Source organism: Mycobacterium scrofulaceum, assembly GCF_002086735.1.
GTDB classification, from domain to species: Bacteria; Actinomycetota; Actinomycetes; order Mycobacteriales; family Mycobacteriaceae; genus Mycobacterium; species Mycobacterium scrofulaceum.
Window position 1 is genome coordinate 99,751 of sequence record NZ_MVIJ01000002.1, and the last position, 19,541, is coordinate 119,291.

At 66.0% G+C, this 19,541-nt stretch carries 23 protein-coding genes, 4 tRNA genes and 3 pseudogenes; 18 read left to right on the forward strand and 12 right to left on the reverse strand.

All coding sequences use genetic code 11. From position 1 onward, the window contains the following. The first annotated feature begins 179 nt into the window (after positions 1-179). Positions 180-1,688 carry an alanine/glycine:cation symporter family protein gene (locus BST44_RS02540; RefSeq protein WP_083174911.1) on the forward strand — a complete coding sequence of 503 codons (1,509 nt, stop codon included), beginning with the start codon at positions 180-182 and terminating at the stop codon, positions 1,686-1,688. Positions 1,689-1,770: 82 nt separating this feature from the next. Continuing rightward, positions 1,771-2,115 carry a DUF732 domain-containing protein gene (locus tag BST44_RS02545; protein ID WP_083174913.1) on the forward strand — a complete coding sequence of 115 codons (345 nt, stop codon included), beginning with the start codon at positions 1,771-1,773 and terminating at the stop codon, positions 2,113-2,115. A gap of 441 nt (positions 2,116-2,556) precedes the next feature. On the opposite strand, the gene BST44_RS02555 is transcribed toward BST44_RS02545, so the two are convergent. Then, a complete protein-coding gene (locus tag BST44_RS02555) occupies positions 2,557-2,760 on the reverse strand; it encodes a hypothetical protein (RefSeq protein WP_083175096.1) in 204 nt (67 codons plus the stop codon). A gap of 58 nt (positions 2,761-2,818) precedes the next feature. Next, positions 2,819-4,747 carry a putative alpha/beta hydrolase gene (locus tag BST44_RS02560; RefSeq protein ID WP_083174915.1) on the reverse strand — a complete coding sequence of 643 codons (1,929 nt, stop codon included), beginning with the start codon at positions 4,745-4,747 and terminating at the stop codon, positions 2,819-2,821. A gap of 465 nt (positions 4,748-5,212) precedes the next feature. Here BST44_RS02560 and BST44_RS02565 point away from each other — a divergent pair, with 465 nt between their 5' ends. The 4 genes from BST44_RS02565 to BST44_RS02580 all read left to right on the forward strand — a co-directional run bounded on the left by BST44_RS02565 (position 5,213) and on the right by BST44_RS02580 (position 7,152). Continuing rightward, positions 5,213-5,560 carry a DUF732 domain-containing protein gene (locus BST44_RS02565; protein WP_083174916.1) on the forward strand — a complete coding sequence of 116 codons (348 nt, stop codon included), beginning with the start codon at positions 5,213-5,215 and terminating at the stop codon, positions 5,558-5,560. Positions 5,561-5,832: 272 nt separating this feature from the next. Then, positions 5,833-6,468: a hypothetical protein gene (locus BST44_RS02570; protein WP_083174918.1), complete on the forward strand. Its 636-nt coding sequence runs from the start codon at positions 5,833-5,835 to the stop codon at positions 6,466-6,468. A 45-nt stretch (positions 6,469-6,513) separates the two neighbouring features. Continuing rightward, positions 6,514-6,744 (forward strand): hypothetical protein, encoded by a 231-nt coding sequence (locus BST44_RS02575; protein ID WP_083174919.1) that lies wholly within the window; start codon positions 6,514-6,516, stop codon positions 6,742-6,744. Between the two features lie 120 nt (positions 6,745-6,864). Then, the gene (locus BST44_RS02580) at positions 6,865-7,152 is read left to right on the forward strand and encodes a hypothetical protein (RefSeq protein ID WP_083174921.1); all 288 of its coding nucleotides are present in this window, start codon (positions 6,865-6,867) and stop codon (positions 7,150-7,152) included. 26 nt (positions 7,153-7,178) lie between these two features. Here BST44_RS02580 and BST44_RS02585 read toward each other — a convergent pair. After that, a pseudogene (locus BST44_RS02585) lies at positions 7,179-7,592 on the reverse strand (transcriptional regulator); the annotation flags it as partial. A 3-nt stretch (positions 7,593-7,595) separates the two neighbouring features. Between BST44_RS02585 and BST44_RS02590 the strand changes: the two are divergent. From BST44_RS02590 to BST44_RS02605, 4 genes and pseudogenes are all read left to right on the forward strand, one after another. Continuing rightward, a pseudogene (locus BST44_RS02590) lies at positions 7,596-8,453 on the forward strand (amidohydrolase family protein); the annotation flags it as partial. 118 nt (positions 8,454-8,571) lie between these two features. Next, entirely contained in the window at positions 8,572-9,822 is a 1,251-nt protein-coding gene (locus tag BST44_RS31290) for a PPE family protein (protein WP_083174922.1), read from the forward strand. A 163-nt stretch (positions 9,823-9,985) separates the two neighbouring features. Then, on the forward strand, positions 9,986-10,177 hold the full coding sequence (locus BST44_RS02600) for a hypothetical protein (RefSeq protein ID WP_142274336.1): 192 nt from the start codon (positions 9,986-9,988) through the stop codon (positions 10,175-10,177). A 47-nt stretch (positions 10,178-10,224) separates the two neighbouring features. Beyond that, positions 10,225-10,752, forward strand: coding sequence for an Rv2253 family sensor-like surface protein (locus BST44_RS02605; protein ID WP_083174925.1), 528 nt, complete (start codon positions 10,225-10,227; stop codon positions 10,750-10,752). Between the two features lie 78 nt (positions 10,753-10,830). On the opposite strand, the gene BST44_RS02610 is transcribed toward BST44_RS02605, so the two are convergent. Next, on the reverse strand, positions 10,831-11,130 hold the full coding sequence (locus BST44_RS02610) for a hypothetical protein (RefSeq protein ID WP_083174927.1): 300 nt from the start codon (positions 11,128-11,130) through the stop codon (positions 10,831-10,833). Positions 11,131-11,234: 104 nt separating this feature from the next. On the opposite strand from BST44_RS02610, the gene BST44_RS02615 reads away from it, so the two are divergent. Beyond that, positions 11,235-11,567 carry a hypothetical protein gene (locus tag BST44_RS02615; RefSeq protein ID WP_083174929.1) on the forward strand — a complete coding sequence of 111 codons (333 nt, stop codon included), beginning with the start codon at positions 11,235-11,237 and terminating at the stop codon, positions 11,565-11,567. A gap of 263 nt (positions 11,568-11,830) precedes the next feature. Here the strand turns inward: BST44_RS02615 and BST44_RS02620 are convergent, their stop codons facing one another. The 7 genes and pseudogenes from BST44_RS02620 to BST44_RS02650 all read right to left on the reverse strand — a co-directional run bounded on the left by BST44_RS02620 (position 11,831) and on the right by BST44_RS02650 (position 15,059). After that, positions 11,831-12,169: a hypothetical protein gene (locus BST44_RS02620; protein WP_244184713.1), complete on the reverse strand. Its 339-nt coding sequence runs from the start codon at positions 12,167-12,169 to the stop codon at positions 11,831-11,833. Positions 12,170-12,634: 465 nt separating this feature from the next. After that, complete coding sequence (locus BST44_RS02625; RefSeq protein ID WP_083174932.1) at positions 12,635-13,072, reverse strand: hypothetical protein; 438 nt, start codon at positions 13,070-13,072, stop codon at positions 12,635-12,637. After that, positions 13,069-14,141: pseudogene (locus BST44_RS31635) on the reverse strand (hypothetical protein). Before BST44_RS31635 ends, BST44_RS02625 begins: the two are co-directional and overlap by 4 nt. Then, on the reverse strand, positions 14,142-14,435 hold the full coding sequence (locus BST44_RS02635) for a hypothetical protein (RefSeq protein ID WP_083174933.1): 294 nt from the start codon (positions 14,433-14,435) through the stop codon (positions 14,142-14,144). Between the two features lie 361 nt (positions 14,436-14,796). Further along, a tRNA-Val gene (locus BST44_RS02640) sits at positions 14,797-14,871 on the reverse strand. Positions 14,872-14,884: 13 nt separating this feature from the next. Then, a tRNA-Cys gene (locus BST44_RS02645) sits at positions 14,885-14,958 on the reverse strand. 28 nt (positions 14,959-14,986) lie between these two features. After that, a tRNA-Gly gene (locus BST44_RS02650) sits at positions 14,987-15,059 on the reverse strand. Between the two features lie 181 nt (positions 15,060-15,240). Here BST44_RS02650 and BST44_RS02655 point away from each other — a divergent pair. The 4 genes from BST44_RS02655 (at position 15,241) to BST44_RS02675 (ending at position 17,872) form a co-directional block, all read left to right on the forward strand. Continuing rightward, positions 15,241-15,312, forward strand: a tRNA-Val gene (locus BST44_RS02655). A 175-nt stretch (positions 15,313-15,487) separates the two neighbouring features. Next, on the forward strand, positions 15,488-15,814 hold the full coding sequence (locus BST44_RS02660) for a hypothetical protein (protein WP_142274337.1): 327 nt from the start codon (positions 15,488-15,490) through the stop codon (positions 15,812-15,814). Continuing rightward, on the forward strand, positions 15,814-16,668 hold the full coding sequence (locus BST44_RS02665) for a DUF732 domain-containing protein (RefSeq protein WP_083174936.1): 855 nt from the start codon (positions 15,814-15,816) through the stop codon (positions 16,666-16,668). Before BST44_RS02660 ends, BST44_RS02665 begins: the two co-directional genes overlap by 1 nt. 682 nt (positions 16,669-17,350) lie before the next feature. Then, entirely contained in the window at positions 17,351-17,872 is a 522-nt protein-coding gene (locus BST44_RS02675) for a hypothetical protein (protein ID WP_083174939.1), read from the forward strand. Between the two features lie 50 nt (positions 17,873-17,922). Here the strand turns inward: BST44_RS02675 and BST44_RS02680 are convergent, their stop codons facing one another. Beyond that, positions 17,923-18,162, reverse strand: coding sequence for a hypothetical protein (locus BST44_RS02680; protein WP_083174941.1), 240 nt, complete (start codon positions 18,160-18,162; stop codon positions 17,923-17,925). Positions 18,163-18,318: 156 nt separating this feature from the next. Between BST44_RS02680 and BST44_RS02685 the strand changes: the two genes are divergently transcribed. The 3 genes from BST44_RS02685 to BST44_RS02695 are packed head-to-tail and all read left to right on the forward strand — an operon-like array spanning position 18,319 to position 19,537. Then, positions 18,319-18,501 (forward strand): hypothetical protein, encoded by a 183-nt coding sequence (locus BST44_RS02685; protein ID WP_083174942.1) that lies wholly within the window; start codon positions 18,319-18,321, stop codon positions 18,499-18,501. Further along, positions 18,491-19,027 (forward strand): hypothetical protein, encoded by a 537-nt coding sequence (locus BST44_RS02690; RefSeq protein ID WP_083174944.1) that lies wholly within the window; start codon positions 18,491-18,493, stop codon positions 19,025-19,027. Before BST44_RS02685 ends, BST44_RS02690 begins: the two co-directional genes overlap by 11 nt. A 9-nt stretch (positions 19,028-19,036) precedes the next feature. Then, positions 19,037-19,537: a hypothetical protein gene (locus BST44_RS02695; RefSeq protein ID WP_083174945.1), complete on the forward strand. Its 501-nt coding sequence runs from the start codon at positions 19,037-19,039 to the stop codon at positions 19,535-19,537. Positions 19,538-19,541: the final 4 nt, after the last annotated feature.

Here is a 19,541-nt window from a genome sequence, read left to right on the forward strand (position 1 = left end):
GGCGCCGCTTCGTCTGGCAACCGTGTGCGGCGGCGGCCCGTGGTGGCGAATGTGATGCGCTTTTTACATATCCGCCCACTAACGGCGGGTGAACGAAACCTGTAATCAACAATTCGCCCATACCATTTCGGCGACGACCAGCGGACGACCAGCGGACGTAGCCGAAAGGAAGCAGGGGCTTGGACTTTCTTCAACGGCAGTTGGTGGAACCCCTCAGCAACCTCCTCAATACGCACGTCCTGATCTATTTGCTGATCGGTGGCGGGATCTATTTCACGGTCCGCACGCGCTTCATCCAGATCCGCTACTTCGGACGCATGCTGCGCCAGCTCCGCAGGGCACGCCACCACGACGGGGGCATCTCGTCCTTCCAGGCGTTCTGCGTGGGTCTCGCGTCGCGTGTGGGCACCGGCAACATCGCCGGGGTCGCAATCGCGCTCACCGTCGGCGGGCCCGGCGCCGTCTTCTGGATGTGGGTGGTGGCAGCCGTCGGCATGGCCACCGCGGTGATCGAGGCGACCCTGGCCCAGATCTTCAAGGTGCGCTCCGATGACGGCGCCTTCCGCGGCGGTCCCGCGTTCTACATCGAACGGGGCCTGCGGTCCCGGGCGGGCGGTGTCGTCTTCGCCATGCTGTTGGTGCTCACCTTCTCCACGGCGTTCAACATGGTGGAGACCAACGCGATCAGCGGGGTGCTGGAGTCGTCACACGGCATCGGAGTCGGTTGGACCACAGTCGTTTTGGCGGTGCTGGCGGCGCCCGTGCTGTTCGGCGGGGTGCGGCGGGTCGCCCAGTTCGCCGGGTCGGTCCTTCCCGTGGTCGCCCTGGTGTACACGGTGCTCGCGCTGGGCATCGTGGCCGTCAACATCACCGAGCTGCCGGCGGTCATCAAGGAGATCATCGGCGGGGCATTCGGAATACGCCAGATGGCGGGCGGTTTCGCCGGTGGCGTGCTCGCCGCGATGTTCACCGGCGTCAAGCGGGGCCTGTTCGCCTGCGAGGCCGGGATGGGCAGCTCGCCCAACATCGCGGGCGCCGCGACCGTGGCGCATCCGGTGGAGCAGGGCCTGATCCAGGCGCTGGCCGTATTCGTCGACACGATGGTGATCTGCACGGCGACGGCCTTCATCGTGCTGTTGTCGGGCCCCGAGACCTACAACCCCGCCCGCTTGGGGGCGATCGCCGGCGCGAGCCTGACCGAGTCCGCGGTCGCCGCCGATCTCGGGTCGTGGACCACCGTCCTGATGACCGCGGTGGTGTTCGTCTTCGCGTTCGCCTCGGTGCTGAGCAACTACGTTGTCGCCGAGGCCAACCTGTTCTACCTGGGCGGTCGCCGGCTGGCGGCCAATGTGCTCAAGGTCGTCACGCTGCTGTCCATCGCCTTCGGGGCCCTGGCCAAGCTGACGCTGGTGTGGGCGCTCGCCGACCTGACCATGGCGGTGATGGCGATCGCGAACCTGCTCACCATCTGCCTGCTGGGCAAGTGGGCGTTCGCGGCGCTCAAGGATTACCACCGACAGTTCGCGCAGGGAGTGGCGCCGGTTTTCGTCGCCAGCCAGGCCGGTCTGCCCGGTGTGCTCGACGGCGACATCTGGGAGACCGCAGAGCGTCGGCAGGTCGGGGCGCTACCCGAGTCGCTGACGCTGCGGCGTCCGGTGCTGCGCCCCTCCCGCGCGCCGGCCGCGTAGCGCTGCGGGGCCGGCGAGAGTTCACCCGCCGTTCGCCCGACGAGGTGCCATTCGCGGACGGGTCTGCGACAATCGCTGCGTTATGCGATTCCTACTGGGTTTGGTCGGCGTCGCGACCGCGATCGGCTTGGCCGCGCCGGCGCACGCCGACATCAACAACGATCAGGATTTTCTCACCGACCTGCGCGACGCCGGCATCACCTACCAGAACGGCGACAACGCGATCACGATCGGCAAGTCGGTGTGCGAGCTGCTCGACGATGGCCAGTCGTCCGCCGAGATCGTGACGCAGCTCCGCAACCAGAACCCGGCCTTCCAGGGGGCGAGCGCGGCCAAGTTCACCTACCTGTCGGCCGCGCACTACTGCCCGAAGTACATCACCGGCGAGGGCCGCGGCCCGAAGCCGGACGGTCAGCCCGGCAACTGAGCCCCCGCGTTACCGGCCCACGCGGGCCCGCGCCGTCCAGATGAGGGTCGGGCTCGAGGAAGCCCTCGGCCTCGACCCGCAACGTGCGGCCGGTCCAGCGGGCCCGGGCGTGCGCGCGCGTGAGGCCGGGAACGGGGGCTGCGATGGCCGGGGCGCTGCACCAAATGACCAGTGCCACCACAATTCCGGCGAGGGTCTTCGGCGCGTTCGTAGCCGTGGGGATACCGCTGGGCCGGGGCTCTGCGCGACGCCCGGAACCCGACAGATTGCTGGTGGAGACATCGGACCGCTTGTGCGGCGCGGCGCCGAGCAACCCCATCGAGCCGGACAGCAGCGCGATGACCAACTCGACGAGCCCGGTTCGGTGCGGTTCGGCGGGGCTGAACCACCGCCGGTTGGCCTGGCGGCGTTCGGCCGGAATCGACCTCGCCGCCGGCTGCGCTACTTGTCCCGCGGGGCGCGATCGCGCGGTGGGCGGGAGCGCCTGGGCAGCAGCATGAGCATCACCGGGAACCGCAGCAGCGCGTCCCGGTGGGACACTTCGAGGAACACCGTCTCTATCTCGATGTTCCTGATCGGCTGGCGTTCCATCATCAACCGCGTCCGCAGGTGATGCGGGGTCCTCAGCCACTCGACCAAATTCATGCTCGCGACTCTACTCCCTCGACGAAAGTCATTGCGGGGCAAACCAACTTGTCGGCAGTCAATCGCGGTGCCGGCCATCGAAGAAATGGTCATCGGTGATGGAACCCGGCGGGCGGTTCCACTCCGGGTCGTAGATCGCCGGAGTGCGCGGGCCCAGCGTGACCGGGGGCAGCCCGGGGATCCTGATCTGGATGGCACCGGCGCGGCGGCGGTGTTCAGCGGTCAGGCCGTCGGCTTCCAACGCGTCGCCGTGGCCCGAAACGATGTGGGCCATGCTGTGCAGCGCCTCGCTGCCCGGAGCGTAGTAGTGCGAATGAGCGCGGGGGTCGACGCCGCCGGAGCCGGGCACCTCGGCGCGGAAGCGCACCGATCCGAAGCCGTCGACGGCGGGGTCGGCGCCCAAGCCGGGGTCGGTGCCAGTCAGCTGCCCGAGGATGTCGCCGCCGAAGAAGTGCCTGCTCAGCCCATCGAGCTGCCCGATCATTCCCACCGGATCGGTGGAGGCGTCGCCGACGAAGACGTGGCCGCCGTCCAGGTGGAAGTCGGCGGCGCTTTTGGCCGCGTCGGTGCCCGGACAGCCAAGCAGCACAGCGTCATTGGCGCGCATGCCGTGCACGGCGAACGCGTCGGCCACCGTCGTCGACCCGTACGAGTGGCCCAGCGCGGTGACGTGCTGGTCGCCGCCGAGGTGAGTCGCCCACAGGCCGTTCACTTCCCGCGCCAGCGCCGCACCACCTGCCCGTGCGAGGTGGGGCGTGGAGATGCGCTGGACGTCGGAGGGGCGGTCGGGGGCGTCGTAGCCCATCCACGCGATCACGGCCGTGGGGTGGTCCGGATCGGCGGCGTTGGCCTGGGCGAAGAGGCTGAGGGCGTCGTTGTGGCCGTCGTGCAGCCAGCCGCCCCGCACGCTGCTGTTGGTGCCGGGCACGATCACCGCGGTGTTCTTCGCCGTGTCCGGGTTGCCGATGGCGATCGCCGCGCGGCCCTTGCCGCCGAACGCCACCGGGTCGTAGGCGAACAGGTAGACCGGGTTGGGATGCTGGGCATCACCCGCGTCGTGGTCGAGGCCCCGGCTGACTTCGTCGGCGTTTCGGTAGCGGGTGACGTCGGCGGCGGCGAGGCCGTATCTCGCCGGATCGCGCAGCACGTCGTCCACGGAGACGCCGCTGCGGCGGGCGGTGTCACGCACCCGCTCGAGGTCCCGCGCCAGGACGACCGTATTGGCGGCATTGCGCGCGAGGATCGGAACGCCATTCAGATTGCCGATCTGATCGGGGTTTTCGGCGATGAAGCGCCGCCGCTGCTGCGCGGTCAGCGAAGTCCACCACCGATGCACGTCCTCGGCGCCGGCGGCCGGGATCTGCGTGCCCGCGTCGGCTTGCCGCGGCGACGACGGGTCGTAGCCGTCGGCGCCCAGGTGGCCCAGCGACTTCTGCAACGTCGCCGAGTACCGGCTGCGCAGCGACTTACTCTGAGCCAGTGCGGCTTTGGTGCCGTCGATGGCATCGTCTTCGCACGCGCGGATCAGGGCGTCGAGCGCCGCCTCGTCGGTCGCGCCGCCCCGTTGCGTCTCGACGGCCTGGACGATCACGTCGTCGAGCTCTTGCAGCTGAGCTTCCAGGCGGGCGATCTCGCCGGCTTGGGCCCCTTGCGCCTCCGCGAGCGCCGCGGCGACGTTCTTCAGGTCGGCGCCGATCTTGGGCAACTGCAGCGACTGCGCTCCCAGTGCCCTGATCACTCGCCGCACTTCGGCGGAGTCGTTGATCGGATGGCCCCCTCCCTGAGGGTTCCAGGCCGCGCCGAACCGCTCGCGTGCGCGTTCGAAGGCTTCGTTGGCATCCCGGGTGCAGCCGCCCGCTCGGTGAAATGCCTCCGCCAGGTCCGAGATCTCCGACGGGCTCCCGGCCTGCAGGCTCCGGTTGATCGCCCACGGATCGCCGCCGGCTTCGGCGATCAGCGCCGGGACGCTTATGAGCCGGAGCCGCATCGCACCGCCCGCCGTTGTGCCGCGTCCCGGCCGTCCATGCGGGCGCACTCTACTAGTCGATCCGGTCTCGCGCGGTTCACCAGGGGCCCCGGTTGTGGGCAACTGCCCGCCGGTGGCACCCGTGCGCCGCCTTCCGCCGATTGTCTGGCATTTCAAGGTGTTTCGCACGGCCCGGAGGACTTAAACCTGTGGGGTGAACGCGCAGGCCGAAGGCTATCTGAGCTTCGACGGCGCCCAGTCGAACTGGCTGCCGTGTGGGTGGACGACGGATGGGCGGCGGTGGACCCCGCGGCCGCCCTGAGCGATGGTCCCGAATCCGGCGGGCGGCGTTAGTCCGCCGCGAAGCCGATTATTCAGCTTTTCATAAGCTGCTTTTTCCCTGTGTTCCCTATTCTTCCTTCTTCTGTCGCATTGGAGCCGGCGCCGAGAGCCTCGTCAACGGCGTGAAGAAAGGATCCGGATCGCATGCCTTCACCCCGCTGGCTGGCCCGAGTGGCTGCCCCCGTCATGGTCGGCGCCGCCGTCCTCGCGAGCCCCGCGATCGCGGCCGCCGATGCCAACGACGACGCCTACCTCGCCCAACTGCGCGCCCAGGGCTTCAGCTGGCCGCCGGACCACGATGCCGCCCTGGTGGGGATGGGGCGCCTGATTTGTGACGACCTGGGCTGGGGCTGGACCTACGACCAGATTGCCCAGAACATTCACAACGAGTTGGATCCGCGCAACGTGACGTTGGGCGACCTCCAATCCATGGTGAGCATCGCGCATGCGACGTATTGCCCGCTTCAGCGGTGCTGGGCCGCGCACTGCTGAAAGGTGCCAGCGCCGGTCCTTCGGCGCCGCAACAATGGCCGCGGTTTCTTTGAGGAATTGCGCCGGAATTTCTTAACGCCATTTGCATCACACGGCCTTTAATGCTGGTGTAGCGTCCCGATCAATTTCACAGCGGAACGTGGCAGAAAGACCGAGCGATGAAAGCAGCAATCGCGGCCGCGACGGCAGCCGTTTTTGCTTTGGGTCTGCCCAGTGCCGCACCGGCTCATGCCGAGACGACTGCCACCGTCAAAGCGCCGACCACTCCGCGCATGAATGGCTCGACCTCGAAGTCCGGCCAAGACGGCGTGTACAACGCCGGGCAGGTCCTGAGCCTGGTGTGCCACGCCGCGGGTGAGCCGGTGCGGGGGTTCTTCAGCTACCAGATCGCCAACGGCGGCTGGGACAGCCTCTGGTACAAGACGACTGACGGTCACTACGTCGCCGACGTCGACGTCGACACGCACACCCTGGACGCGCTTGGCCCCGACTGCGGCGGTGGCGGTGGCGGTGCGGCGGCCGCCGCACCGGCCGGTCAGGACAAGGCGGCTCGCGCGATGGCGTGGGCGCGCGGCCAGATGGCGGCCGATCCCGACAACACGGTTCAATGCGAGGCTTTCGTGGAGCAGGCCTACAACCACGCGTTCAGGTACCCGTCGGCGATGGATGCTTTCAACGATTTCAACCGCAAGGGGCTGATCCACACCAACGCCGACGGCATCCCGGAAGGCGCGCTCGTTTTCACGAGCAATCCGGGATTCGACCACGGCACCGGGCACGTCATGCTCAGCGAGGGTAACGGCCAATACCTCACCGCCAATTACTTCACCCCGCCGCGCATCCGGGAGATCAGGCCGAGCCCCAACGATTCGCAGAACATCTTCCTCGGCTGGGCGTACGCGCCGTAGCCCTTGAGGCGTGAGCGCGCCGATGCCTGTGGTACGCACGTCCACATGAACAATCCTTCGCCCGGTCCGGGTTGGTGGCTGGCCTCCGACGGCAAGTGGTATCCCCAGCAATGGGAGTACACCTGGGATTACCGGGAGGGGGACACCGCGATGGACGAGATGAAGTTGCGGGCGGACGAGTTGGGCCGCCAGGGCTGGGAGATGGTGGGCATGGACGCCGACCACCGCGGAGCCTTCTCCGTCGCCTGCTTCTTCAAGCGGCCGATCGCGCCGTAATCTTGGCGCCCGGGTCTATTCCGGTGTGAGGCGCGAGGCGGTTTGGGGTAAACGACGCAGTAACGCGGCCGGGACGCGTCGGTTCTGCAGTCGGGTCATGAGTGGAGAAGGCGGCGACAGATGGTTCGTCAAGAGGGTGGCCGGTGGGACGTCGGCATCAAGGACAAGGCGGTGTACCTCGAGCGGGTGTCGGAGGGCGACGAGCGAATCTTCGACGATTCACTGGACTCCGAGGAGGCCCGCAAGTTGGCGGAGCTGCTCACGAAATTCGCGGACAAACTCGACGACTCCGAAGAGTCCGACGACTCCGAGGATGACGGGGACTCCGAGGATGACGGGGACTCCGACGACGAGGACGGGAATTCCGACGACGACGGTGAGGACTCCGAAGGCTCGGAGCGAGACTAGCCGCCCGTGCCGGAGGACGTTGCCCGTCAGCGCATTTGGGTGGCGTCCGGACGGTCCGGCTCGTCGGCCAGGGCGGCGCTGAGCCGGCGGGTCGCCGAGGCCAGCTGCGCTCCCATCCTGGTAACCGCCTCGCCGCTCATCGGCTCGGCGCTGGGCACCAGGCTGAGCATCAGGGCGATGCCGGAGCTGGGTTCGAGGATCGGCGAGTCGATGTGGCTCACCTCGTAGGTGCGGTCCGGCTCCAGCTCGACCGGAAACCACTCCTCCTGGTGGATGAGCTCGTCGGTCAGCGCCTGTGCCAACTGGCTCAGCCGGGTGGAACGCACCTCGGCGCTGCGCACGATCAGTGCCAGCTCCTGCAGGCGCACGTCGGGCAGCAGGTGCAGCCCCACCGCGTAGCCGCGCTGCTGGGCGGCGGTGATCGCCCGGCGGTAGCGCTCACCGAGCGGCGGGCCGGTGTCGCGGCGGTGCCGATCCTGGCCGACGTGGATGCGGCGGTCGCCGAGGTCACCCGGTCGGCCGAATCCGGGCTGCGGGGCGGGATCCTGATCCCGGCGCGCTGGGTCGGCTACCCGCCGTACCACGACCGTCGCTACGACAAGGTGTGGGCGGCCTGCCAGGACTTGCAGATGCCGATGCACACCCATTCCGGCCCCGCCCCGCAGGAGGAGTACGGCGGGCACCTGGGCATCTACGTCACCGAGGTGCGCTAGTGGGGCGCCCGGCCGCTGTGGTTCGCGTTGTGGTCGGGCGTGTTCGAGCGCTTCCCGCGGCTGCGCTGGGGCGTCACCGAGTGCGAAGCGTTCTGGGCCAACGATCTGCTCTGGCTGATGGACACACGGTATCTGCGCGAGCACTCGGCCAAGAAGATGAGCCATCAGATGGAGGGCGACCTGACGATGCCGCCGTCGGCCTACTTCGATGGCAACTGCTTCATCGGGGCCGCCACCACCGAGCGCAGGGAGCTGGCCCAGCGCTACGAGATCGGCGTGTCCAATTTGTTGTGGGGCAACGACTTTCCCCGTCCGGAGGGCACCTGGCCGCACACCCGCGAGTGGCTGCAGCGCTCGTTCTGGGACATTCGCAACGAGGAGATCCGCCAGATGCTGGGGCTGGCGGCGGCCGAGCTGTACAACTTCGATCTGGGCGCGCTCGCCGGGCTGGCCGAGCGCATCGGCCCGACCCCGGAGGACCTCGGCCAGGACGACGCGGTGAGCGTCCCGAAGTGGGAGGCGGCCCGCCGGACCGGCCGCCACTGGCTGACGGCCGCCGAGCTGATCCCCGACCTGGTGGAGAACTGAATCGGCGGCATCGTTTCGGCGTTTTTACCCGCAAAAAGGGCCGTCATAAAACATACTGATGGCGCTTCGCGCGCACCCCGGGCTGTGAGCGCACCCCTACTCACAAGGCAAAGACGCCATGGATTTTGGGTTACTGACGCCGGAGGTCAACTCCGCCCGCATGTATGCGGGCCCCGGTTCTGGTCCGATGCTTGCCGCCGCGGCGGCCTGGGATGCGATAGCCGCTCAGCTGGAATCAGCTGCGAACGGCTACTTTTCGGAAATCACGGGCCTGGCGGGGCAAACGTGGTTTGGTCCGTCGTCGATGCGGATGGTCGCCGCAGCCGGCCCCTATATGGCATGGCTGCAAGCGAGCGCCGCCCAGGCTGCCCAAACCTCGGCTCAGGCGTATGCGGCGGCGGCCGCCTACGAGTTGGCGTTCGCCATGACTGTGCCCCCACCGGTGATCGCGGCCAACCGCGCACAACTGCTGGCGCTGATCGCAACCAATTTCTTCGGGCAGAACACCCCCGCGATCGCGGCTACCGAAGCCCAGTACATGGAGATGTGGGCACAAGACGCCACCGCGATGTACACGTACGCTGCTGACTCCTCGACCATGAGCACGCTGACCTCGTTCAACGAGCCGCCGCCGACCACCAGCCAAGCCGGGCAGGCCGACCAAACCCGGGCGCTGGCCCAGTCCGTCGCCAATACCACCGGTGCCCGCACCCAATCCCTCGTGCAGCAGGCGTCGACCAACACCACGGCCCACAGCATCGACTACACCCCGCCCGCCAGCCTCGACCCCTCGATCCCGCCGGGCGGGACTGCCACCGTTCCACCCGGCAGCATCATTTCCGTCGGGACCAACACACATCTGGTCGTCGACAGCGGATCGGTCACGTTGTCACCCTCCCCGGTCGTCGGCGGCTTCGCGGTCACCGCCAAGTCCGCCATGACGCTCAACCCCGGCAGCGTCTTTCTCGCCGTCTCTGGATGGTCAGAGGGTGGCGTGCCGGTCAACCCGGGCTCCCTCATCACCGTGGGCACCCAGGCCGTCACCCTCACGCCCACCCACGTGTTGGTCCCGGGCCTCGGCACCCTGCAGACCGGCTCCGTCACGCTCGGCGCCCAGTCGGGCATCCTCACCGCGAACGACACGGCCACGGGCTTCGCCGGCGTCGCAGGCGCCACCATCACGAACAGCGCCGGCACCGTCTCTTACACCGCCAACGTCGGAATACCTCAGTTGGCCGCGTTGAGCACCACCCCAGGCCTGACCGGAACCGCTGGAATCCAGCCGCAACTCAACGCGGAGGCGCTTGCGGACTGGGCGCGTCGCCTCGCCGTCGGCCCTTCCATCGAAGTAGCGGCCGGTTTAGGGTAGAACAATCCGCACTCATCGAAGATTCGGGCCGAAGAGAGCTGTATTCGGTTGCAGCACATGATATTTGATCGAACGACGAGGCAGACTTCCTCCGGTCGTGGAGTCGGCGAATGACCAAAGTTTGCACAAGATTAGCGGTTTCGCTGACGCCGATGGGTTGAGCGTGCCTCTGAAACGCGTTGACGAGTTGATGCCCGGAGACAAGATTCGCATGAAGATCGGGCATGCGACCGTCGTGGCGACGGAGCCCCTCGATGACGGTCGCACCCTGCTCACCTTTGCCTACGGGACCAAGGCGCCCGCCGACAACGATCTCACCGTGGACGTCCTGAACCCCGACGAGTGGGGTTGGTGACGGCCAAGACCTTGTCGGCGCCGGCTCGGGGTACGACTATTGGGGGAATGGTCGTGGACACGGAGGAGTTTGCGATGGCCTCGGACCGCTTGAAAATCGTCGCCGGTCTATGCGCCGCGTCGCTCCCGATCGTCCTGTCGCTTTCCCCGGTCGCCTCCGCCGACAACCCGTCCTGGAACGGCCAGTACGCGATCACGTTCATGGTCGGTCCCAAGGCCGGGACCAGCATGGCGGTCGGCAACCCGGAGGGGCAGCACACCGAGACCTACGGCTTCCGCTCGAGCTGCACCAACGGCAAGTGCGTCGCCACCATCGTCAGCGGCCCCCCGCCGAGCAACCCGACGGTTCCGCAGCCGGTTCAGTTCACCTGGGATGGAAGGTCCTGGTCGCAGGTCAGCGATTTCCAGTGGGACTGCATGATGCCCGACACCTCGATCGAGTGGAATCCGGCCCGGGCCACGGTGCGCTACACGCCCCAACCCGACGGCTCGCTGGACGGGCTGATGCACACCGACATCTTGAGCGGCGCGTGCCAGGGCACTATTGACATGGACATGAAGGCTGAGCGCGTGTGAACGGGGACGCGCGGTCTCGTTGAAGTTATGGCGCGCCAGGCATCTCGATAGTGACTGGCGGTTTGCCGGTGTTTGCGGCTAGTGGGGCTGGTTGGCCATGAAGCACTGCACTTGTTTGACGGCGTCCTCGGGCTTCACGCCCATTTCCACCAGCCGTTGCACGACCTGTTCGGAAGGCACACCACCGTCGATATCCGTCGCGATCACGTGGACGCTGGGAAACCAGTTTTCAGCGCTGACTCCCGGCGGCGGGGGCTTCGCATCGCCCCCAATGCACTGAACGTAACCGTTGACGCCCGTCTCGGCGTGAGCCGGCGACGCCCCCATCGGCACGGCGACGGCCATGCCGACCGTCGCGGCGACATAGATGAAACGCATCCTCGCATTATCCCGCGTCTGCGCTTTTGCGGAAGACCCGCTTTTGGAGGTCGGCCCGCAGTGGCAGCCGCGAAGCCCGCTCGAGGCGATGAGATCATGAGCGGATGACCACCCAGACCTGCATGGGTTGTGGCCTGCAAACCCGGTACTCGTATGGGCGCACCTGCATGGGTTGCGGCCTGGAAACCCGCTACTCGTACGGGAGCCGTCCGGATCTTTACGAGCGGGCCGCGGCGGCGTCTGCCGCGCTGACGAGGATCATCAGCCTCAGCGACCGGCATCCCACGGCGGCGCTGGCGCTCACGGTGCCCAGCGTGATCATCGGCTTGGCCGCGGTCGCGGCGTACCCGTTCGTGTTCGTGCCGATGCTGGTTCTGCTCGGCGTGGCCTTGGTGGCCTCCGCCCGCTACGAGGAAGCCCGCAACCCCTCGAAGTAGTTGGTTGGTCGACACCAGCACCCGACGAGGGGGACGAAGCTCCCGCCCCCTACAGCGCTGGCGATCAGCAGCCGACCGGACCGCCGCCCGCCGGGCAGGTAGGGACGTTGATGGGTATGCAGCTCACCGACGTCGTCGAGCCGGCGAACGCGAGAAGAATTGCAAACAAGCCTTTCTTCCCCCTGATCATGAGTTGAAAGCTTACGCCCAGCAGGGATCTTCATTGGCGGATTCCGCAGAAGCAGCAGGAGTTTTGGCAGGCGTCATGCTGGGCACGCCGCCTGCAGTGCCTGGCCGGCCCGCTGGCTCTGGGCGGCGTAATCGGTGTAGGCGCGCTGGAAATCCTGACTGGATGAGCCACCGCCCGATCCCGGCTGCGATTGCCCTGGAATCGTCTGGCGCCACGCGTCGAGAATCTTGTCATCGAGACGGACTACGGCGTAGGCCTTTTCACGTAAGCCAGGATCATGGATCCGATCGGCGTACTGCCGCATGCGGGTCTCCCGAGTTTGATACGCGTCCACCAACTTCTGCGGGTCACCGATGCTGACTGGAATCAGGTTGCGCATCCGCTCATTTTCGGATTTCGAGTACTTGATCATCTCGTTGACGGTCGCACAATCTGACCGGAAGGAGAGTCTGAGGTAGAGCCAGAGCGACACCCCGACAGCGACTATTACCATAACCGCGACGGCCGCGGCAGTGACTACGGTGCGTCTAGTGGCCACTGGTCATGACCCGAGGTACTGGCGGGCCTCCGGCCCAAAAGGCTTTCGTGATTTCGATGTTGGCGTCAACGATCTCGTATGGCCAGGTGCGTTCCGTTGCCGGCCATCGCTGCGCCGGCGATGATCTCGATCAATGATGCTATGCCGTGGAGCCGTACCATCCGGCGGCGAGCAGGATGAGGCCGCAGCCAACAGAAACCAATGGCACCGACCGTTTCCATTGTTCCGTCGCGTCGGGATCTCTCCGAAGCAGAAGGCGCATGGCGGCCAGACCAGAACGCCTACGACAAAGACTGCCGCAGCAATCTCCAGGGCTATTACCGTCATCGCGGCCTTGGTTCAGTGCGCGGAACCGCTGCGCTCATCGACATTGCCAGCGCGGCCGTCCAACGCCTTCACGGTGAACGCAATCGACCACAGGAGTACGACGTAGGCGAGAGCGTAACTCGGCACCATGACCCACAACGATTTTCCACCCATGAACAGCCCGGCTACGCCGCTCACGGTGTCGCCTACGAATCCCGATAGCGCCACACCCGCCATGATGGCGATGTAAGCGTGCTCCCTCTTCTGCGTGGCCTTGCTGGATCTTCGTTGAGTGAAGTACCAGATCCCAAAGGCGACAACGACGATCGCCGAGGCGATGAATCCTGCCACGATCCACACGGGCAGGGGCTTGCTGGGGGTGATGTGGGCTGACTTGAACACAATGTCGACGGTGATCATCGCAGCGATGTACACCGGCAAGAGCAGGACCGCGCGCTTCAGATTGATCATGGCTTCGGCAACCCCGGTATCGGAATGTCAGCGCACTCTACTGCGCCCACGACGGCTGACTTTACGGGCGCTTCGACGAGGCCCCTGACGAACCCGCCGACGAAGCCCGCGACGCCCCCAGGTATCGCTCCCGCGCCGGCAAGTTCGGGTGTGGCGACCCCGCCCGCGATAGCGCCGCCGATTGCACCCTTGATCGCGTTCTCGTACCCGCTTTTGACCATTTCTTTGCCGATGCTGGCCTTCACTTGTCCACCCACACACTGGCCAAAACTTTGGGGAGGTACGTAGGGCGGCATCGGTCCCGGGGCCGGCTGAGGTCCGGGATCGGGGCGAGGACCGAACGCCGGCATGGGCGTCGTGGGCGGCGGCGCTTGCTGGCCGGGCGACGTCAGAGCTTGCTTGTACTGGTCCAAGAAGTTGGGCTGCTGCGGGGGCTGCGGAGCCCCGGGTTGTGGTTGTGGGCCGCCGTCCTGCTTGAAGTCGATAAGGCGCACCCCGTTGCGGTGCGAGCCAGATGTCATGCGGTTGTCGGCTGGTGCGCCGTGATTCTCGGCCGTCGCCGGCGCGAAGCTAACTTCACCCACGCCGCCTGCGGCGGTGGTGAGCTGACCGGCGACCTTGGCGTCTGCGCCGGCGAGCTGCTCCGCGCGCAACCGGATGTCCGCGGCGAACGCTTCGGCTTGAGCTTGGCGGGCGGCGCGTTCTGCTGGGGTAGTGCTGTGGGTGTCGGTGACCGACAAGTCCCCTCCGACCGCGAATCCCGCGTTCTGCGCGTCTTCGACGCCATAAAGGACTCGCCGCTGGGCGGCGCTGATGTCGCTGGCGCCGTTGCGGGCGATTCCCGCTGCCTGTCGTAGCAGGTCGGCTTTGCCGCTGACGACGGATAGGTCGCCCCGGTGCGTTGCCGCAGCGCGTCGCCGCCGGCGCCGTGCCAGGTGGTGGATTGCGCCTGGTTGCGCATCGTCAGGAATGCGTCTTCCCAGCGGTCGGCGGTTTGCGTCCAGTAGGCGGCGGCGTCGATGAGGTGCTCGGTGCTCCATGCCATGATCTGGGACAGGGTGGCGGGCATCTAGACCACCGTCACTTGCGTCACGTCGTTCATCGCGGCCGCCGATGTGGCCTCCTGGCCGAGGTATCCGCCGGCGGCCGTGGTCACCCCACCGACCGTTGCTTGCGTCCGCGCTGTGAAAGCTGCTGTGGCAACGCCGATCGCGGCGTTGACGGCGTTCACACCCGCAGTGGTGGCCTGGAACGGTGGTCCCGGTGACGGCGGAGCGCCCGCTAATTGGGAGGTCAGCGCTCCCCACTGGCCGGCTGTTGCTACGACTTCGGCGGGGACGACCTGTAATGCGTCTTGCCCCATAACTGCATGATTTTATGCGGGTCGCTCGCGGGCTGCTAATCACCTGCGGGGGCCGGTCCGGCGCTACGTGGCCGATCTGGCCTGGCCAAGCATGATCTTGGGGCAGGCGTGGCTGCGTTGGAGGCAAGAGGGTCGACGAGGGCTGGATAGCGAGGTATGAGTTGCAAATCTTTAGTTCTAAGACGGCAGTTTCGTGGCCGAACGATTGTTGGCCGAAGTAACTTGATTGCGAGGCGCAACAGAACAGAAGGGTGTCAACCGCTGGCCGCATAGGCCGTGCGACGAAGTAATCTCAATTGCGCGTATGTTGCGCGATGTTCGCCTAGTCAAACTAGATAAGCATGCTGAAATCGTCGAATTCTGGTGCGCGATACTGGGATTGAACCAGTGACCTCTTCCGTGTCAGGGAAGCGCTCTCCCGCTGAGCTAATCGCGCCGGGGTCCAAAGCTGGAGGTGGAGACGGGAATCGAACCCGTGTGCACGGCTTTGCAGGCCGTTGCCTCACCACTCGGCCACTCCACCGCTGGGACTGATGCCACTTGCACCTTCGAGCGGATGACGGGATTCGAACCCGCGACCCTCACCTTGGCAAGGTGATGCGCTACCAACTGCGCTACATCCGCGCGCCTCGGACGAGATCGTCGCCCGGTGCGAAGCACGACGATAGTCGACGTGAGCGGGCACATACAAATTTCTCCGTACAAGCCGTGTCCAGGCTAACGCAGAGCCGTAAAGGGGCGTATGGGCCGGTACTGTCGACACCGGGCTCGTGCTAATCTTCGACGTCGTTCGCCTGTCGGCGCCGGTCCCGTGGCTCAGTGGGAGAGCGTCCGCTTCACACGCGGAAGGTCGCTGGTTCGATCCCAGCCGGGACCACCCACATTCATGCACGTAGAATAGGGTATCTAGCCCAGCGAAGCAATGCCGGTGTTATGCCGGTGTTATCGCGAATCTGGCCGCCGCGTGGTTCTCCGCCTACCAAATGTCAAGTGTAGGAGGACAAATCATCGTGACGAACCCAACTGAAGCCCCACTCATCCCCGCCGACCTGTTGGCCGCCGACAACCAGCGTCGCCTCCCGGCTGGTGCCGTGCGCGCCGATAGTTGGCAGGCCGCTGACCGCCCGTACCGTTCCATCTTCACCGCTGATAGGCGGCTCGACGCCGCTGACGTGGCTGATGTTTGGGGCCATGCGATTCAGTTCTCGGGCGGCAGCATCGATACCGGCGACGTCGTGGATGCCCCGCGTGTGATGGCGGAGATCGGCGGCATCAGTGTTGATCTCGGTACGACCGCTGAGGTACGCGAGTTCGTTCGGGTGTGCATGGCGGTCGCGGACGAGCTCGACAGCTGGGCCGCTGACGGTAGCGACGGGTGATGACCACGATGCACGGGAAGGGTGTCGCCGCTCGGCGGCACCCCGACCCCAACGAGCCCACTACGGCCGCGGGGCCATGTGATGACGAGACCGTCATCGTGCCACCACCGACCGAGGCGGCGCCCGAGCTTGCGTGGTCGCGAGACGAGGGCGAGGTTTGGGATTACCCGACTACTACGGCGTGGTGGGCCAAGACCCGGCAGCGCGTCACCGACTTCTTCCACCCGTTCCCCGACGAGGCCCGTGTCGCCGCGATGGATGACTACGACGACGCGATGGACGATGACGCCGACGATGATGATGCCGAGCCGATCGAGATCCCCGACGCCTCGTGGCGCGCCGCTTTCGCCGCGGCGTCGCCGATCGTGTTCGCTTGCGCCCTGGTCCTCCTCATCGGCATGGTCGCGTTGTTCGTGGCCTCGAAGCGCCAGGACGCGCCTCAACCGGTGCCCGCGCCGCCACCTTCGGTGATTCCTGCGGCCGCGCTTCCATCTGCCGCTCCCGCACCGACGACGGTGACCATCACGCCGACACCCCCGGCAACGGTGACCGTGACCGCGACCCCGCAGGCCGCGCCATCACAAGCACCAGCAGCAGAACCACCAGCAGCAGCACCCGACCCCGACACGGTCTTCCGCAATTTGGTGCACGGCATCCCCGGCATCACGGTCACCAACTGGGACATCACGCAGGCCGGTGCGCACCGCGTATGCGGCTACCTGCGGGCCGGGCACAGCCGTGACGAGGCCGTGCAGCAGGTCCTGGCCAATGACCCGACTTTCACGCCCTGGCAGGCGTCGGCCATGGTCAACGCGTCTACCACCGCCTACTGCCCCCAATACGGCGCTGTCTAGGGGCGCAATCTGATAGTGATCCAGACACGGCCAGGCGTCATTGCCCGGCCGTGCTGGTCATGGTTACCGCCCGTATGAGGCGAATCCCGGCGGGAACGGCGGCTTCAGCGACTGGCGTCGCGCGCGGCACCCCTCGCATCCCTCACAGTAGGGCGGCTTGATCCCGTTATCCTTCGCTCGCGGCGAGTGGTCAGCGGGGTGTTTGCACACTTCACAGGTGCTATCCATGCTTTGTCCTCCTGGACTTGTTGGGTGAGGGACGGTTTTGCCCTCACCCCTTTGGTCACGGGAAGGCCGAAAACACATGAATGGGAACGCTAAGAGAACGGTAAGGTTTCTCTTAGCGTTCGCACCTACATGGGTGGGGAGCAGGCCACCAGCCGCCCAGGAATGCCACTGGCTCGTGATTTGTTTCACAGATGCGGGGTCTATACCCTGTAACTTGCTGTACTTCGCACCAATATGTAGTGCTTTGCACGCCTATGTTGCCGTATTCTCGGGTAGCGGCAATTTTCGCGATCCTGAAGGGAGGGGTGGGAATGGCCAGCATGACTGTTAGGAGCGGTGCCGGAGTCACCGTTGTCACTCAGCGCGAAATGAGGCAGATGACTGGCGCCGACACGCAGCCCAGTACTGCCCTGCAGCAAGCCATCGCGAAGCGGAACGCCAAAGCACACGCGCGTTGACGGATCTGCGCTTCGAACCGATCGGGTCGGAGCACGACGTCTCCTATTTCGATTGCGGGATCGCTTCCCTCGATAACTGGCTCGGTAGAGAAGCGCTCAACGCTCACCGCGGCGGCTTGTCCCGCACCCACGTGTCCGTCGACCCAGATGATGACTACCACGCTGTCAAGGGCTATTTCACTCTGGCGCCGACGCTGGTCACCGAGCAAGTCCCCGGCAGCAGCGGAAGCCGAACGGATGGGTATCCCTCGTACGTGCTGTGCAGGCTGGCCAGGGATCGATCGATGGCGCGCACCGGCCACGGTGCCGAGCTAATCGCCGAGGCCGTGGTCAAGACCCTGGAGGCCGCGGACGCCGCCGGCGGCCGGTTCCTGGTTGTCGACCCGCACTTCCAAGATCTGACGGACGGCGACGCGGAAAAGCTGAGGGCCTTCTACCGAACCTACGGATTCGTGGATCTCGTTGAAACGAACCGCATGTACGCGACCATCAAGACCCTGCGCAACTCATCGCGTTAGGGGCCATCGAGCCTGGGGGTTGAGTTTCAACCTCTCAAAATCGGCTGTCGTCATCTCCCGTACTGCTGCTCGGCGCCCTGGGCGCCGATGCCGAGCGCGGCGCCGATGACGGCCCACGAGTCGCCTGCGGCCCGCGCTGCCGCGACGGCGGCCGCCAGGGCGGCCTGCGTGGCGTTGTTGGTCATCGCGGCACGGATACGCCGGAAATGGGTGGCGTCGCGGACGTCGGCGGGATCTATATCTATCGAGTCCAGCCACTCGTTGATCTCATCGGCCGTCGGATCGGGCACGTAGAGCAGGATAATGCCGCGGAACGGAACCCCGACCGGGGCGTGGGCGCTCCGGGCGATTGTCCAGGTGTTTAGTCGCTGAGCGATATAGTTTGTCGGAGGGGTATGCGACCCTACTGGTATCAACAACCGCGCAACCGAAGGGGGTGTGAACGCATGGCAGTCAAACTTGAGAAGGTTACCGCGGAGGGATCGTGGCAGATCTTCGATCAGGCCGCCCACCGGCTCCTGGGCATTGACGCCGCGACGTTCGTGCAGCGTTGGGACAGCGGTTCGTACGCCGACGACACCGATACCAAGGTCATGAAGGTCGCCATGCTCCGTCCGAGTGGCCGGTAGGAACCCGACCGCGGCGGTCAAAGCATTCATTGCGCCGATTCAGGAGGCGCTCGGACTGTTTGCGTCCGGCAACGTGACTGCCGACAGCTATAGGGCCGACGTTGAAGGCGTACTCACGTTCAACCGTGGCGAAGTCGTCAAACTCCGGGGTGACAACAACGTCGGGCTGGCAATGAGCATGCGGTACCGCATCATCCAAACCGATGAACCCGGACGCGGGCCATGGAAGATCTCGACGGTCGGGTACATGTACGAGCTGCAGCTTGACGGCAAGACGCTGTACGACTACCACTGGCATCCCATCTCCGTGTCGCACGAGGTGCGTCCGCACCTGCATTGCGCAGCAGTCGGCAAGGGCCACATACCGACAGGCCGCGTCATGATCGAGGATGTGCTGAATCTTGCTGTCCACCATGGGGCGAAGCCCAACAACATGACGCGATGGAAGGAACTCGACCAACTCAACCGCGAGAAGTTCGCTCGCGGCGCTACTTGGGGCGTCGGGCCTGTCGGTGGTCGCGAGTAGCTTCGGCACATGGACGGATTCGACTACCAGCCGCAAGGCGGCGTCCTGAGCGAGTGGCTATTGGAAGTGTCGGGATATGAGGACCCTGTCTTGAACGGTCAGCTGGATCTCATACCCCCGCGCGGCTTAGTCGAAGTGGAGGACACCATCCGGTTGTGGGAGCGGGACTATGCGGAGGACACCGGCGCGCACGCGACTCGGATTTGCGGGGGCTACGGGTGGCGCGAATTCCATTGGCGTAACGGCGCATTGCACCGCTACGAGTGGAAACACGTCCTGATCGATATGCGCTGCCGTATCTGCATGCGGCCTCAAATTGCGCGGGTTTACATGGTGACCGACGAGGTGTGGGAGAGTTCCGGCCTCAGTGGTTGGCCGTGCTGGAGGTGCCTTGAGGATGCCATCGAGCGCCGCCTGGTGCCGGAGGATTTCAAGCCCGGACTGCCTTGCAACTCCGAGCAAGGCAACCACGAGCCCGAGCTGCGTGCCCGTATTGGGCTGGCCGAGTAAGGCA

Excerpts from the sequence above, each read along its gene's own strand:
- BST44_RS02545 (WP_083174913.1), top strand. The coding sequence starts at position 1,771 with ATGCGATTCCTACTGGGTTTGGTCGGCGTCGCGACCGCGATCGGCTTG.
- BST44_RS02555 (WP_083175096.1), bottom strand. The coding sequence starts at position 2,760 with ATGAATTTGGTCGAGTGGCTGAGGACCCCGCATCACCTGCGGACGCGG.
- BST44_RS02560 (WP_083174915.1), bottom strand. The coding sequence starts at position 4,747 with ATGCGGCTCCGGCTCATAAGCGTCCCGGCGCTGATCGCCGAAGCCGGC.
- BST44_RS02565 (WP_083174916.1), top strand. The coding sequence starts at position 5,213 with ATGCCTTCACCCCGCTGGCTGGCCCGAGTGGCTGCCCCCGTCATGGTC.
- BST44_RS02570 (WP_083174918.1), top strand. The coding sequence starts at position 5,833 with ATGAATGGCTCGACCTCGAAGTCCGGCCAAGACGGCGTGTACAACGCC.
- BST44_RS02575 (WP_083174919.1), top strand. The coding sequence starts at position 6,514 with ATGAACAATCCTTCGCCCGGTCCGGGTTGGTGGCTGGCCTCCGACGGC.
- BST44_RS02580 (WP_083174921.1), top strand. The coding sequence starts at position 6,865 with ATGGTTCGTCAAGAGGGTGGCCGGTGGGACGTCGGCATCAAGGACAAG.
- BST44_RS31290 (WP_083174922.1), top strand. The coding sequence starts at position 8,572 with ATGGATTTTGGGTTACTGACGCCGGAGGTCAACTCCGCCCGCATGTAT.
- BST44_RS02605 (WP_083174925.1), top strand. The coding sequence starts at position 10,225 with ATGGTCGTGGACACGGAGGAGTTTGCGATGGCCTCGGACCGCTTGAAA.
- BST44_RS02610 (WP_083174927.1), bottom strand. The coding sequence starts at position 11,130 with ATGCGTTTCATCTATGTCGCCGCGACGGTCGGCATGGCCGTCGCCGTG.
- BST44_RS02615 (WP_083174929.1), top strand. The coding sequence starts at position 11,235 with ATGACCACCCAGACCTGCATGGGTTGTGGCCTGCAAACCCGGTACTCG.
- BST44_RS02620 (WP_244184713.1), bottom strand. The coding sequence starts at position 12,169 with ATGATCAAGTACTCGAAATCCGAAAATGAGCGGATGCGCAACCTGATT.
- BST44_RS02625 (WP_083174932.1), bottom strand. The coding sequence starts at position 13,072 with ATGATCAATCTGAAGCGCGCGGTCCTGCTCTTGCCGGTGTACATCGCT.
- BST44_RS02635 (WP_083174933.1), bottom strand. The coding sequence starts at position 14,435 with ATGGGGCAAGACGCATTACAGGTCGTCCCCGCCGAAGTCGTAGCAACA.
- BST44_RS02665 (WP_083174936.1), top strand. The coding sequence starts at position 15,814 with ATGACCACGATGCACGGGAAGGGTGTCGCCGCTCGGCGGCACCCCGAC.
- BST44_RS02685 (WP_083174942.1), top strand. The coding sequence starts at position 18,319 with ATGGCAGTCAAACTTGAGAAGGTTACCGCGGAGGGATCGTGGCAGATC.
- BST44_RS02695 (WP_083174945.1), top strand. The coding sequence starts at position 19,037 with ATGGACGGATTCGACTACCAGCCGCAAGGCGGCGTCCTGAGCGAGTGG.